Below are 17756 nucleotides of genomic sequence, written 5' to 3'. Positions count from 1 at the left end.
ATATTTAGTAGATAACTTCAATTAATTGGTTCTTGTTATCTATATAAAGTAAAGTGCCCTACAAACTCGCGGTTGTCTTTATTATTATTCAGTTTAATTACATACCAGTAATCTCCAGAAGGCAATTCTTCGCCTTTGTATTTACCATCCCATTTATCACCAATTCTATATTTAGCAATTGCACGTCCGTATCTATCGAATATGTCAAACGTTAAATCAGGATAATTATTAGAACAACCAGGACCCCATGTATCTAATGTACCATCACCGTTAGGCGTAAAGTAATTAGGAATACAAACATCAATGAAAGTGAACTCTCTACTTACGGTAACCGTACAACCGTTTTTATCTCTAACAGTCACAGGATAAATTCCTGTTTTGTAGAATGCGTACGTACTTTCTTTAGTGAATGCTTCACCATTAAAACTGTACTCATAGTCACCCGCACCACCAGTTGCTGTAGCTTTGATTTGGTTTAAATCACCATCATCAATAGCTAGTCCTAATGGATCAACTTGAATAATATCAAAAGGATCAGTTGCTTGAATACATCCGTTGGTATGCCTTACACTTATACTATGTGTACCTGGTGTTAAGTTTTCGAATATATTGCTTACTTGCCAGTTTCCTAATCCGTCTAGATCAAAATCTAAATCCGCTGGATCATTACTATCATCAAACCTTACTAGTACTGTATTTGCTTGTGTGTTATTCACACAATCATAAGTTACAATAGCTTCTGGATTTAAGACAACTGCGTCTGGCATAATAACTTCTATTTCAGTTTCACAGTCATTAGCATCTTTAATGTAAACATTATGTGTGCCTCCTATAAGATTTGTAAAATCAAATAATGTTTGACCTACTGCTCCTTGCGTATAAGTACCATTCTTATCGTCTAGACTTACTTTGTAAGGGGCCGTTCCACCAAATATTTCAATAGTAAATGCTCCATTTCTATCACCTGAACAAACTTCTGGAATAATTAATAAAGGGTCATAAGTAGCATATAAAATTGCAGGTTGTTTGATTTCGAAATCATGAACAATATAACAACCGTTCTCATCTTGTACAATTACTTGGTAAATACCTGCTTTTAAATCCTTAAATATACCTGAGTCAAAAAACTGATCTAAATCTGGAGAAATAGCATATTTAATTTGACCTGTACCTCCTGAACCTACAGCTGTAAAACTTCCGTCGTTTGAACCGTTACAAGTTATATCAACCTTAGTTGTCGTTGATGTTAGCGGTGTTGTTGGTTGTATTATTGAAATAGGTTCAAAATAACTACAATCTAAACTTGTTACTCTTACAAGGTAATCTCCCGCAGGAAGATTAGTAAACTCACCTGGATATAATTGTGTAGGAGTAGGAACAATAGCATTACCTAAAGGATCAACTAAAGTATATACATAATTTCCTAAACCTCCAGTTGCAATTACATAAACTGCTCCTGTTGCACTACCTGTACATTTTACATCAACCTTTTCAAGTTTGTCAAAAGTAAGTGTTGGTACTGGTGAGAATTCAATAGGATTAGATATAAAACTTGTACAACCATTTTGATCTTTTACATAATATTGATACTCTGTAGCAGTAGTGGTCATAGGTAATGTTATCACAACAGAACTTGTAAAGGCAACTGGGAAATTAATTCCATCAGTACCATAATAATAAGGTCCTGTTCCACCTGATGCTGTTAACCTAACTTGTGGTGCAACAGTACATGTCTCTGTTCTTTCAACAATCAATTCAGCTGTAACGCGGGTTGGTTCATTAAGGACCACCGTGTTTGAAGTACTAGTACAAGTCCAATCATCAGTAACGATTACTTGGTAACTTCCTGCTTTAAGATTAGTAAATGTAGTTGCTGTTTGAGGCGCAGTTGTAATAACAGTACCGTCTAACAATGTCCCAACTAAACTAAAGTTATAGTTACCAGAACCTCCTGTTACAGAATCAACTGTAACTACGCCATTAGTATCACCATAACAAGATAATAAGTTTGCATTCAAGCTTATTGTTGCAGTAATAGGAGTTGGTACAACTAGTGTAACAGTTTCTGTAGCTACACATCCTTTGCTGTCTTTTACATTTACTGTGTATACTCCGGCAGTTAAGTCAGTATAATCAGTAACATTAGAATATGCACTGAATGGTGTACCATCTTTAAGCACTTCATATTGATACTCACTTCCCCATCCGCCTGAAGCGCTAACTGATATTGAACCATCGTTATTACCTGTAATACAAGTAATCTCTGTATGCGTTTCAACTAAAGTTAATTCAGCAACTGGCTGGTCAATTGTAAATACAGTTCTCACTGAACAATAAGGAGTAGCAACTAAAGTAGCTGTAAAAGTGTACTCACCAGCTGTTAGGTTAGTCAAATTCAATGGTCCTGCTGTAGCAGAAGTTCCTGAACTTGGTGTAGGCCCTGTAACGGTATAGCTAAACGCTCCCGCATCATCAGTTGGAAGTACTTGCGTATCGATAAGTGTAATAGTTACTGCTCCTTCATTAGAACCAAAACAAATAACATCACTCGTTTTTACCGCTTGTAATTCAAAAGTCTTCGGATCATTAACGTAATGCACTGCTTGAATACTACAACCAGTAATTGAATTGAAAGCAGTAATAATATAGTTTCCTACATTCAGATTATTAAATACTCCCGTAGTATTAACAGCTTGTAATGGTACACCTGCATCATCAGCTAGTGTGTACTCAATACCTGTAACTGGGTTTCCAGCAACATCTACTGCTGTAGCGGTGATACTTTCTAAATCCCTACAAGTAATTCCAACTTTATCAATTGTAATTTTATCTAAAGCAATGTATTGATCAATAATTACAGTAGTAGTACTACCAATACAGTTGTTATCATCATAAACTTTTACTGTGTATGAACCACCAGCATAATCTGCTTCGGTATATACATTAGAAGCACTAGTTTGTACGATTGTAGTTCCTTTACTAAATTCATAAATCACATAGTTGCTTGAACCACCAGTAACTCCACTAACCGTTATTGTAGCATAATTTGCTCCGTTAGTTCCTGCAGTACAACCAAATTGTGTTACCACTGGAGTAGGTACTACAATTGCGGCTGGTTGAATTAATCTAATATCCTTACTAGCAACACAACCTCTTCCAGATCTCACAGTAACGGTATAATCACCTGCTCTAAGATTTTCGAAAACATTATTTGGAGTTGCACTTCCACTTACTGCAGTACCACCTATAGTTGTACCAAAGTATTCATAAGTGTAAACAGGATTGTCATTTACACCCACACTTGTTGCACCAATAGTTGCAGTAATGGTTCCGTTATTACCACCGTTACAAGATATGTCTGTTTTTGTAACAGTTAAATTAGTGATTGGGGTAGCTATTTCAAGATTAACAGTTATTTCTGCAATACAATTTGTAAACACGTCTCTTACAGAAACAATGTGCGCCCCTGGAGCTAAACCTGCGAAAGAAAAACTATCCGCATTTTGAACAACACCACCATCAATTGTAAATCTATAATTACCAGTTCCTGAACCACCTGTTACAGTAGCATTAATAACACCATTATTAGTATCACAACTAGGTAACGTAGTCGCTATTGCTTGTAAATTAAGTGGAGCTAAAATACTAACTAGAGCTGGTATAGTAACTTCACATTCATTTGCATCCTTAACAGTAACGTCATAATCACCTGAACTAGTTACTGTAAAAGTAGGACTAGTCTGGAAACCTGAACCAATACTGTATTCATAAGGTGCAACACCTGATGCAACATCAACTGTAAAGGTATAATCACCCGTTGCAGTAGGACATTGGCTTAAGCCAGAAATTGTAATTCCTGAAGGAAGTGGAGCTGTAGCAGTAGTAACATTAATAAAAGTTGAACAATTGTTATTGTCTTTTACATAAACATCCCAATTTGTAATTGTTTTGTCAAGTACTTTATTAGCAACTGCACTGTAATCAGTAGGAGTAGGAATTACTCCGGCGCCTACAAAAGCATATAAGTATACTGGTGTTCCACCTGATGCTGCAACTGTTACTAATGCATCTGTATTACAAGTTGCATTTACGTTACTTACTGGAACTAATATTAATGCTGTAGGTTGTTTTACAACCACTGTAGCATCAGCAAAACAATTAGTAATATTATCAGTCACTCTTAATGTATAACTATCAGCTATTAATCCTGTTATTGTAACAGTATCTCCAGTTGTAGTCATTGTCATTGTAGCGGGACTAGGCGTTAATACCGGAGTAAATCCACCTTTAAAATTAGCTGCTTTAAATTCGATGACACCATTAGCATCACCCACACAAGCCACGTCTTTAATAACTTGACCTGAAACCGTGATATTAACCACATCATCAACTGTGTAATACTGTTGTGCAGTACAGTCATTAGCGTCAGTAACTTGAAATAAATAGGTTCCTGCAACTAATCCTGCAAACACGTTAGATGTTTGAGGAGTTCCTACTGTAGGTTCAATAATATTAAAACTTAATGGTCCTACACCATTTGTATAAGTAACAGTAACTGTACTTGTTTGATTTGCAACTGGGTTACACCAGATATCAGTTCCTGTTATAGTAGTAATCACTGGAGGATCAAGAGCATCAACGGTAGTTGTTACTGCTGCTGCAATAGTACAATCATTGGCATCTTTAACTAAGGCACTAACCGTACCTGCTTTAAAGGTCTCAAATGTGTTAACATCTGTATAATTAAATCCGTTATCAAAACTATATTTATAAGGTGCTGTTCCAGTAGTAGGATCAACAGTTACCGTCACTATTGCTGGTTGGGTAGCATTTGCAGCTCCACATGACAATGGCGTAGTAACATCAATTGTTGCTGCCAATGCCGTAGGCTGAGTAATAATTACATCTTTAGTCACTGGGAAACAACCTTTGGCATCTTTTACTTCAATAGTATACGTTCCTGCAGTAAGGTCTTTGAAGACATTAGAAGCTTGAGCCGTAGCACCATTAATAGAATAGCTGTAAGGTGTAATACCATCTGCAGCTGTAATTGTGATCACACCATTATTTCCTCCAACACATTTCACATTGGTTTGTGTGAATGTAAAAGTTGGTGTTGTTTTAGGAGTAACAATAATTTCTTGAGAAATTGCTTGACATCCTGCACTATCAGTAACTCTAAATGTATAAATTCCTGGTGTGCTCGCTATATATGGCGTACCTGTAAATGTAGTATATCCAGCTCCATCAATATCTACTTCATAAGTAGTATAAGCTAATGAACCTTGAGTAGCTAGGAATGTAATTGAAGCATTATTGTCACATGTCAAATCTTGTGTTAATGTTGCTTGCAATAACAATTCTTGGTTTAGAGTATACTTTTCAGTAACGATACATCCATTAGCATCTTGCACGTAAAAGTCATACGTTTTTGGTGCCGTTAGCACAAAATCAGGTGATGATTGATAACCATTACCAATACTATATCTTAATGGTCCCACTCCTGCACCAGTAATGGTAACAGTAATAGGATTACCATCATAACAATAAATATTAGCTAATAAATCAATTGTAGGTAAAGGATCAATTACTAAAGTAAGTAGATCTTGTGCCGTACAACCATTTACATCTTTAGCGTAAGCAATCCAGTTTAGACCTAAAGTAGCATCTAAAACTGCAGTGTTAGTAGTTGTATAATCACCTGCTGCAGGTGCTGGATCTGAAGCTAAAGCAAAAGCATAAGTATATCCCGGAGTTCCATCAGAAGCGATAGCACTAACTTTTGCTCCAAAATTACAATTTGCATTTTTATCTGATTTTGCTACTAAACTTAAAGCTTTAGCAGGCTCAGTAACGGTAACGGTAAATGTTGCCGTACATAAAGAGGTTTCATCAGTAACAACAATTTGTTGCGTTCCTGCTGGCAATCCTGTTAAAGTGATTTTTGGTGTTGTTTGTCCAGAAAAAACAGGAATTCCATTAACACTATAACTATAGGTACCCACATAATTGTCTACTGTGAATTCAACAACTCCATTACTTTCACCAAAACATTTAACACCACTTATTACTTGACCCGTAACAGTAACATTAACTACTGGATCAACAGTGTAATACTGTTGAGCAGTACAACCATTAGCATCTTTTACTTCAAATAAATACGTACCAACTGCTAGACCCGTAAATACCCCTGATGTAGCACCCGATGTGTTTGTAGTAGCCGAAGCTGGTTCAAGAATAGCATAACTTATAGTACCAATACCATTTGAATGGCTAATTGTTACTGTACTTGTTGTATTTGCTACAGGCGCACAATAAATAGGCGTTCCAGTAATAGCTGTAATAACTGGTGGGTCTAAAGCGTCAACAGTTACTGTTGGAACCGTAAATAGACATCCTTTAGCATCTTTAACTATTGCATTAACTGGACCTGCTGTAAACGTTCTAAAAGTAGCATCAGATGAAAAGTTTGTACCACCATCAAAGCTATACTCATAAGGAGAAGTACCTGTACCTGCAACAACTGTTACAGTTACTACTGCCTCAGTTGCAGCGTTTGCTGGACCACATTGTAATACTGTTGTAACAACTGCTGATGCATCTAATGCTGTAGGTTGGTCAACAATTATAGAACCTGATACATAATCACATGATTTAGCATCAGTAACTGTTACTTGATAAGTAGTTCCAGCGACTAAACCAGTATAAATACCTGAAAGATCTCCTGTTGTGTTTGCTGGATTACTGGTCAATACATACGTATATGGACCAATCCCTCCAGTAACATCAACAGTTATAGTACCATCATTACCACCATTACAACTTACATCTGTGACAACAGGCGTAATGGTAGGTGTTGGAATTGCATCAACTGAAATACTTACTGTTGTAGTACATGCAGTTGCATTATTAGCATCTGTAACCGTAAAGAGATAATCTCCTGCAAGTGTAGCTGTATAAGTTTCAGATGCACCACTTGTAGGCCCACCATTGTACGAAACTTGATATGTATAATTAGCCGGAGAAGTTGTATTTCCTCCAGTAGTAGTTAAAGTAATTATTGCATCAGGAGTTCCTGTACAATCTAGTTCTTTAGTAATCGCTGCTTTTAAGTCTAACTGAGGATAAACAATATAATCCACGTTTGCAGTACAGCCGTTACCATCTTTAATCACTAAGTTATACGTTCCTGCTGCATTAAATGTAAAATCTGTACCAGTTTGAAAAGCACTACCGTTTACACTGTAAGTAGCGTCACCAACAATAGCTGGATCAACAGTACCTGCAATAGAAATAGTAAACTCATTACCATCATAACATATAGATGTTACTGGGTCAATTGTAGGTTCAGCATCTGCTAAAACGGTTACTGGAACATTTACAATACAACCGTAAGCATCTTTAGCGTACACATCATAATCAATTCCTGCAATAGAACCTGCTCTATCAAAAACAGCAGTAGTAACCCAATCAGTAGCTACAGTAGGAGTTCCTGCTGCAACAACTTGATATGTATACGGCCCTGTACCGTCTTTGGCTTCCGCCGAAATCACTCCTAGGTCATTACAATTTGATTTTTTAATTGCTGATGCGGTAAGCAATAACTGTGATGGAGATTTTTTAATATTAAATTCAGCAGAAACAGCACTACATCCTGCGTTAGGACCAGTTACTTCTTTTACTAATACATAATATGTACCAACAGTAAGTTCACTTGCTCCCAAATCTGTAACATTTAAAGTTGCTCCTGGAGCAATAGTCACTGGAACAGTTATTCCTGCACCCGCTATTAATTTATTTGTGAAAGCTTCATATACTTGGTAAGTAACTGTAACTGGAGATCCTGGTGCTGGTGTTGTATATCCATTTCTAACATCAAAGTTTACACTACCATAAGTATCACTAAAACATTTAATATTATTCTCAACTACGTTAGTTAAAGTTAATGATGTGTTTGTTGGTATTGGACCTGCAGCTGTTTCAAAATAATAACATTTAGTATTTGAATCATATACTACAAAAGTATAGGTTACACCAGGTAATAAGCCTGTGAAAGTAGTTGCTTTAGAACCAACAGCACTTTCTGCTTGCCATCCATCTGATCCATTAGTTGTAAAAAATTGACCAGGACCTCTATAAATATTAAAAGAGAATGGACCCGCACTAGCTAAACTTGTACCGATACTAACATCTGCAGTACCTCCTGAGACACAATTAGCAGAATTAATAATATTGATTACTAAATCATCAGGTGCTGATGCAATTAAAACATTATCGATAGTTACTTGACAACCATTTGCATCAGTAACTCTAATTTGGTATAATCCAAAATCTACAATATCAAAAACCACAGATGCACCAGGAGTGTTTAATTCCTCTTTATAATAGTTATTGATACCAGTAACATAATAGTTGTAGTTAGCAGTACCTCCTGTAACACCATTAATTGTTATAGAACCTTGAGAAATAGTAGGTGAACCTGGATTACATTTAATGTTTTCTTTTTCAAAATCAATAACGATTTTGGTAGGCTCAGCTATAGTAATATTTCTAGTATCAAGACAACCTTTACCATCTTTTAAAGTCACTGTATATGTTCCTGCCGCTAAACCTGTAAACGTATTTGATGTTTGGAAAGTGGTACCACCATCAATACTATAAGTAAATGGTGCTTGTCCCTTTGTAGCGTCAATTTGAACACTAAATGCTCCAGTTGTATCACCATTACATTTAATAGTTTGTGTTGGTGTAGTTCCAGTTATCAAAGGATTTACAGCTGCTACAATAACAATTGCTGTAGTTGTAGTAGCAGTACAGCCGCTAGCACTAGTATCAGTAACTGTAAAAGTGTAACTACCTGGAGTACTTGTAGTAAATACATTAGCTACAAAAGTTCCTGTATTAGGTGTTGCAGTATAGGTATAAGTACCGTTACCTCCATTTGTTGTCAATGTAATTTTAGCATCAGCAGGTAAAGTACACGTAATATTCTTATCTAATTTAGCACTAAGTGTAAGGATTGGGTTTACGGTAATCGTATTACTTATAGCAATACAACCGTTTCCATCTTTCATTCTAATGATATAATCACCAGCTGCTGTAACTGTAAAAGTATTCCCAGATTGATACGTACCATTGTTGATACTGTATGTAATAGGGCTTACAATACCTGTTGCTGGAGTCGTTGTATTTAATGCAGTAATAGTATAGGTTCCTGAACCCAAACATTGACTTGTAGCAGAAGCTGAAACTGTAGGTACAGGATCAAAAGCTATAGTAACATCTACTCGAAAAGTACAACCATTAGCGTCTTTAGCCCAAACGTCCCATTCTGTGTTTGTTGCTGGATCTAAATTAGCTGTTTTAACAGTACTATAATTTGCTGCAACTGGTACAACATTATTTTGTACAAAGGCATAAGTATATGTTGCAGTACCTCCTGATGCACTTACTGTAACCGTAGAAGTAGCAACATTACAATTTGCATTACTATTTGAAATAATACTTGCTGTTAAGCCACTTGCAGGTTGGTTAATTGTAACCGTTGCTGTTGCAGTACAGCCTGTAGCTTCGTCAGTAACCACAACTGCATAATTTCCAGCAGCTAACGCTGTCAAATTAATTGTTTTTGCACTTTTCCCTGTAATTGCAGTTCCTGCATTAACTGTATAACTATAAGTTGTAGCAAAACCACCTACTGTATAGTTAGCACTTCCTGTACTGTCACCAAAACATTTTACATCCGTTAATTTATTTCCTGAAAGCGTTATTGGTGTTGCTGGTTTAACTTCAAATGATTCAGTGTAGAAACATCCGTTAGCATCCGTTACTTTAAAGTTGTACGTATTTGGCGCAAGCCCAGCAAAAATACCATCTGTATTCGTTGCACTAGCAGTTGGAGAAGTGATTTGATATGTTAAAGGAGTTTTTAAAGTCCCTGAAGCAACTGTTGCCGTAGCAGTAACTGTTGTTGTAGTAGCTGTACATGTAACTGCCGCTGCTGCAAAAGTTAAATCTGTTGGCGGATTAAGTGCTTTTAGTACAAGTGATCCCGTAACGATACAACCATTTTTATCTTTAATGGCATAATTAACAGTTTGATCAGCACCAGTATCAGTATATGTTTGAGTATTTCCTGGAAGATAATTTAAACCATTATCAAAACTATACGTATAAGGAGATGTTCCTGTTCCTGCATTAGCAGTTAGAGTAACAGTTGCTATTTGTTTAACATTTGTAGTACTACAAGTAAATCCAGTAACATTTGCGGTTACTGCTAAACTATTAGGCTCTACAATTGTTACCACAAACGATTCTGTACATTCTTTACTGTCTTTTACATAAAAAGTATAAGATCCAGCTGCTAAACCTGTAAAAGTAGCATTAACACCATAAGTTGTTCCGTCATTACTATACGTATATCCAGTTCCTGAACCACCTGACCCAATAAGAGTAACAGATCCAGTTGCAAGTCCGTTACATGTTACATCAGTTTGAGAGGCTATCGCCAAGGTTGGATTTGTACGTGCATCGATTGTTGCTGTAACGGTAGATTTACAACCGTTAGCATCAGTAATTACAAACGTATAAGAACCTGCATTTGCAACAAGTACAGGGTATGTAAATGTTGGCCCTGTAACTCCTGTAATTGGAGCACTAGCTGTTGCAGTACCTTTTTTAACAGTATAGCTATAATTTGCTTTTCCGCCCGCAATGGTCACTGTAATTGATCCATCAGGAGTAGTAGAACAATCTAATTGTTTAGTTGTAGCCGCCGTTGTTAATTTAGGATAAACAGTAATTGGAGCCGCTGTATTTGTACAACCGTTTTTATCCTTAATTGTTACTGTATAAGTTCCTGGAGCCACATTGAATGTGTTTCCTGTTTTAAAGTTAGTTCCATCAATACTGTAAGTAAATGGAGTAACTCCTGTAGTTCCTGCAGTTGCAGTAATTGTAAAGTTAGTTCCAGTTGCTGTACACTGGTTGCTTACCACAGCAGTTACAGTAGGTGTCGCATCAAGAACAATAGTAATCGTTCTAAATGTTGTACAACCATTTGCATCTTTAGTATAAACATCCCACACTAGGTCAGCTCCAGAGTTAGTATCAACAATTACAGGATTTGTACCATAAGTAGTAGGTGCTGTAGTAGTTGTTTTTACTGCTGCATACTCATAATTAGCTGTTCCGCCTCCAGCAGTAGCTGTAATTTGAGACAAGAAGTTATTACAGTTTACATTAGTTCCTACAGCTGTAAGTGTTAATGCCGCTGGTTGTGCAATAACTACAGTTGTTGTAGCGATACATCCTGTAGCGTCATCTTTTACATCAATTTTATAAGAACCTGCAATTAATCCTTTTACATTAATCGTATTATTTGTTTTTACAGCAACTCCTGTTGCTGGTGTAATGGTATAAGTATATGCTCCTACAGTTGCATTTCCTGAAACTGTGAAGTTGATTTCTCCATTTGCATCTCCGTTACATTTTACATCACTTACTTTATTTCCTATAACAGCAATAGGAGTAACTGCTTTAATTTCGTATGATTCAGTGTAGAAACATCCGTTAGCATCGGTTACTTTAAAGTTGTAGGTATTTGGCGTAAGCCCAGCAAAAACACCTGTTGTATTTGTTGCTATAGCAGCCGTTGGAGCCGTAATTTCATAAGTTAATGCACCCACACCATTAGTAGCCGTTGCTGTAACAGTAGTCGTTGTAGCGTCACAAGTTACTGCCGCTGCTGCAAAAGTTAAATCCGTTGGTGTATTTAATGCTTTAAGTGTAAGTGTTCCTGTAGCTATACAACCATTCTTATCTTGTACGGCATATTGAATTACTTGATCGGTACCGTTATCAGTATATGTTTTAGTATTTCCTGCTAAATAAGGAGTGGCGCCGTTATCAAAACTATAGGTATAAGGAGTTGTTCCTGTTGTAGGCACAGCAATGGTAACTGTTGCGGTTTGTTTTACATTAGTTGCACTACAAGTAAAAGTTGTAGGAGTAGCTGTAGCTACTAATTGTGTAGGTTGAGTTAAAGTAATAGTACCTAAACCAACGCAACCTTTGCTGTCTTTTACTTCAAAAGGGTAAGCAGTACCTGCACTTAAATTTTTATAAATTGATGTAGTTCTGAAAGGAGAACCATTAAAACTGTAAGTATAGCCACCAGAGCCACCTTTACCTAAAAGTACAACTTCACCGTTTGCAAGTCCAAAACAAGTAACTTGTGTAGGAGTAGCATCAACGGTTGGGTTAACAATACTGTTTATAGTAGCTGAAATTATTTTTTCACAACCAGTAGCATCCTTAATTGAAAAAGTATATACACCTGCTGCACTAGCTGAATAGCTGAAAGCATTAGCTGTAACATTTACAGAAGTACCATAACTACCGCTGTCTTTTTTAACAATGTAGGTATACGGTGCAGTTCCTTCGGTAATTACAACATCAATAGTTGCATTAGGCGTCGTAGCAGAACAATCTAATGTTTTGCTCACAGTAGGAGTTGCGTTTAATTCTTTAGCAATTATAATTCCAGCGATTGTAGCAGTACAGTTATTACTATCTGTAACTACAATATTATGTGTTCCTGGAATAACATTTGTAAAAGTATTTGTGTTTTGTCCTGGAGCACCATCTAAACTATAGCTTAATGTTCCTGTTCCTCCGGTTACACTAACCACTAATTTAGCTTTGTTTACTGAGTCATAACATAAGTCAGATGCCGAATCTAAAGTAGCGACTGGCGGTGTAGGAGTATCAATAACTACAGTAGCTGATGCTGATGAAGTACATTTATTTATATCTCTTGCAACAACAACATAGCTTCCTGAAGCTACATTATTAAATACCGCTGATGTTTTGAAAGCAACAACAACAGTACCGTCTGGCTTTCTTAATTCATATTCATATCCTGGAGTTCCATTTGAGGCTACAGCTGTAATTGTTGCACCATTAGTACAAGTAGGTTTAGTAGTAACCGTTGCAGTAACCGTTACTGCTGTTGGTGCTGTAACTTTTGCATTAAAAGGAAATTGACATGTTCCTGCAACGTCATTTTTAACAATTACTTTATAATCACCTGCTGGTAAAGTAACTTTAACAGGTGAAGTAGTAGCATTAATAAACGTTACTCCGTTATCAGTTGAGTAATAAAAACCATTAATAGGATCAAAATTTTGAGCATTAATTTGTATTGATCCATCGCCTCCATTACAAAGTGCGTTTTGAACAGTAGGTTGAGTTGAATTAAAAGCTTTACTACTATCAATTATAATAGGAAATGATCTTTCATTACCACATGATTTAGGAATTTGTCTTACCCAAATATCATCAATTAATACGTCATTACCGTTAAATTCATCACTATAAGAACGAATTACAAAACTTAAGTTTTTATAAGTTCCAGGGTTTAACTCTAATTGTTTGTATTCCCATTTTTCTGATTTTGGAACTACCCATGGATTCGTTGTATCTGTCGTTGCTACAATAGTTTCACTACCACCTATTCCATTTAAATTATTAACTAATTGAATGGTTAATTTTGGATCATTTAGGGTTGATTTTGAAGCTCTAATTAAATTTTCTGCCCACAATGATATAATTACTGGTTGATTTGGCAATACATCAGTTATAGGTTTACTGTATAATATACCACCTATACCCGCTGATCCACCAACATTTACACATAAAAATCGTCCTTTAGGATCCTTAGGCAATGTATGATCTTTAGCAACTATCCAACTACCAAAAACGGTTTCAATAGCACTTGCAACCGCATATTCACCATCATTAATCCATTTATCTTTATTACACTTGTATCCTGGTGCTAAGTGAGTTGTAGACTCATCTTCAAAACAGTATGCTGGATTAATTCCAGGAGTAGTTGTAAAGCCACCTTTACCAAAATCTTCTTGAAGTAAATTACTATAACTAGAAACCGTTTGCACATTGTATTTTACAATTACGGTATGTGTACCAGAAGGAACATTTGTAAATATATTATTATCAATTGGAGTATTAGCAACTGGTGTACCACTTCCTGTTTTTAAATAATATTCATAAGTATAAGTAGTACCAGTTGTAGATGTTGGCGTAGTAACTTTTACAGTTGCTGTTGCACTACCATCACAATTATAAGTTGTGTTAACATTTTCATCAATAATAGGATCAGCTGGTTTTGGATCTAAAATTACTGCCGGGATCGTAAATGTACATCCTCCTTTATCTCTAATTACTAAAGTATAAGTACCTGGCGCAACGTATTTTTCAGGAAGGTTTTGAAAAGAAGCACCTCCGTCAAAACTATATTCATAAGGAGTAGTTCCACCTTGTGGGTTGGTAAACCTTAATTTACCTGTATTAGCCGTACCACAACCAGCCAACTCAGCTACTCCTCCAGAAGCAGTTAGCGCCGTTGCAGGTTCAGTAATTGTAATTATTGTTGCTGTCTCAGTACAAACTTGTCCACCTAATGAATATTTAATAACTGGTATGTAGGTACCTGCAGCTAAATTTGAGAAAGTTCCATTAGTAGTAAAAGTCACACCATTATCAATACTGTACGCTAATGTGTATCCATTAGCTTTAGTTATGTTAAATTTAATCTCACCAGATTTATCCCCGTAGCATTTAATATCCGTTTTAGTAACGGTATAAGTAGGCTTAGCCACTTCAACAACATTAATAGTAGGAAGGGTTACGCGACAACCTGATGCATCAACCACTACAATATTGTAAGGGCCAGCAGTTGGAACTGGAATGATAGGATTAGTTACTGCAGTAGTACTTCCGTTGATAAAATAGTAATAATAAGGAGGTGTTCCTACAACAGGAGTTCCTCCAGATGCAACAACCGTAATCTCTCCGCTTCCGCAAGTTAAATTTTTAGTTAAACTAGCAGTTGCTTTTAATTCTTTCGCAAAAATTTCTACACTCTCTTTTTTATAACAACCATCAGATGTTTTTGTGACTACATCATATTTACCAGGGTCTATTCCTTCAAAATTTTTGAAATTATCATCAATTAAACCTGTATCTCCTACAATGTTAGTAGTTCCTTGTTTATATACAATAAATTGATACTGTTTATTAACATCATTTGCCGTTACTTTAATTGATCCCTTTTCGCCCGCACAAAGAGGGTTAGTAGTTAATACAGTTGTAGTAAATATTTGGTTTAATACTGAAGCAGTAACTTTAAAATCACATAATTTAGAATTTGCAGTAGTTACAGGAACTGTTTGTTTAATAGATACTGTATAATCTCCAGCAGCTAAATTATCAAATACATTAGAACTACCATAAGTAATTCCATCCAGACTGTATTCATAACCACTACCTATAGATGGGTTTGTAACAGTAATTCTACCTTTAGTATCACAAGTAATATTTCTAACAGTTGCTTTTGGATCTAAAGGGTTTTGATATACATTAAAGTAATAGGTACTAAAACATACATCAGTAAAATTAATTATCACTTTAAAAAAACCAGGACGATCCGCTGTAAAAGTATTTCCATTTTTTACTGTAGTCCAAGTAGCAGCTGCTGTCTCGTTAGGACATGAATCTGGTAAGGTAGGACTAACTGTTTTTGTTTCTTGCCATACAATACTTTTGAACGCAGTTAATTTAATGGTAAGATCACGTGTATCATTTTTACCACACAAGAAAATTTTCGGGAATGGTTTACCGTTGTTTACACATATATAAGGTAATTTAGTAGTACTATCAATATTATCAGCATACTCATTAATAGGGTTACTTTCTTTACTACTTAAAGGGTCAATAACCTCAAATGTTTTAGTAATATCAACGCAAGGATTTGCTCCACTTGCAACTACAACATAAGTTCCTAATTTAGTTGCCGTAATAGTTTGATTGTTTCCTCCTACTGTAGCCCCAGTTGGATCTTTCCAAGTATATACCGGAAAACCATTAGGTCCTTTTATATCAATTGAAGTTCCACAAAGAGATACCGTTTCTTTAAAAACACATTTATCAAGTCCAACTAAGAAGTTTGTAGTACTTGGAGATCTATCACAACCTGTAGTAGAATCAAAACTTCCATCTCCAAATGAATCAGTATTAATAACACCGTTGTATTTAGAATACGCTATGTTTTTAATAATGTTAGAACATGGCTCAGTAAGTTCATCACAATTAGCAACTTTAACTCTAAATTTAATTGTGTATAAACCACCCTTAGCTTTTACTAAATCTTTGTTTACAGTAAAAACTATTGTACGTGTTGCAGCATCATAATTATGAGTTACTCCTTTAGGTAAAGGTAACAATATATCTTTAGTGATATCAAATTTAACATTTGCAGGAAGCTGATCAGTAATGGTGAAATTTTTAGCATCATCATTTCCTTTATTTTGAAAAGAGATCGTGTACTTTAAATCATCCCCAGGTCTTACATCTGCACCACCAGCTGGTTTATCATCTTTATCTAAGACAGCTTTAGTAAGTACAATATCTGGAGCAATAATTTCTACTGCAAAAGCAGTAAAATAGAAATAATACAAATCTCCATCACTACCTAGAAAAATATTAGCCGATGTTTTATTGTTGTCTAGAACAGATCCACCAGGTGCATTTTTTGTATCATTAATTGGATTATCAATCTCAAATACACCTGCATCAAAACCTAAAGTATTTGTACTTGAAGGATTACGTGCAGATACAACAGACCCCATAGAAGTTACTGTACTGTTAAAAAAATTATTTTTCAACACTTGTTTAGCAACATAATAATCTTCAAGAACCCATCTACCGTTTCTCCAAACGTATCTTTGTTTTATATCGTACTCAGTAAAATATTCATCAGGACGTTCAGGCGGAGTCATTTTTACATTATTTATTGACAAATAATCACCTCCAATACCTCTATCCCCCTCAATTGCCGAAAAGGCAAATTTAGCCTTAACAGGGCCTTTAGGAATTGTTCTAAAACCCGAAACAGGTATTGTTACATTATTATCTTCATTAATAACCCAAAAACCATCAAATGAAGTAATTGATTTTCTAGGATAATACACGTTTTCGTAAACAATAAATAGTGACCAACCTGCAGATAATCCAGTCTTTAGAGTAGGCGAATTGTTAGTACCCTGAGCCGTAGAAACATTTGCTACAGTATAGGTACCTGAAGCAGAAGTAGTAGCAAGGCTTTTTATTAAAGTTGTTACATCAGCATAAGAAGTATATGGCTTACTACTACCTATGAGTCCTGTACCTGTATCGTGTATAACTGTCCCCTTGACGTTGTTATAACCACCAGTAGGCATTTTAAACTTGACATCAGTAATAGATTCATCACCTCTTGTAACAGCACTCCAATACAAGCCAGCATAAACAATTCTAGAGCATAAAGGATCTGGTAAAGTTAAGGTTGCACTACTTGAATTATAAACACCCGCCTCAGGAGATATGTTTACATAATTCATTAAGTAATCATTATCTGAATTTAACTTCTCTAGATCATTATTAGCCGTATTTGGATCATCCGATGGTGTAGCAATACTCTGTCTGTTTAATATATTATTTCCAATTAAAATAATATCACCATTTATATCTTTATCGTATCTCGCAGAGAAATCGACTTGCTTTTGAGCAACAGAAAGTAATGATTGTAAAAAGATGAATACAAACAAGATTGACTTCAAAAATGTAACTTTTTTCATGGTATTTAAGTCTGAATTATTCATTTCTTTTTTAGTGAGGCAGCTAAAAAAGAAACAAAC

Annotated in this window: 1 protein-coding gene; it reads right to left on the bottom strand. The window is 35.6% G+C overall.

Annotation, left to right across the window (positions count from 1 at the left end; all coding sequences use genetic code 11):
- Positions 1 to 35 precede the first annotated feature (35 nt).
- Complete coding sequence (locus tag HNP99_RS04200; RefSeq protein ID WP_173851596.1) at positions 36 to 17720, bottom strand: T9SS type B sorting domain-containing protein; 17685 nt, start codon at positions 17718 to 17720, stop codon at positions 36 to 38.
- Positions 17721 to 17756: the final 36 nt, after the last annotated feature.

The sequence above is a fragment of the Flavobacterium gelidicaeli genome (assembly GCF_013294005.1).
Lineage (GTDB): Bacteria > Bacteroidota > Bacteroidia > Flavobacteriales > Flavobacteriaceae > Flavobacterium.
The sequence above is the reverse complement of the archived record's forward strand: the minus strand, read 5'-3'. Positions and strand labels throughout refer to the sequence as shown.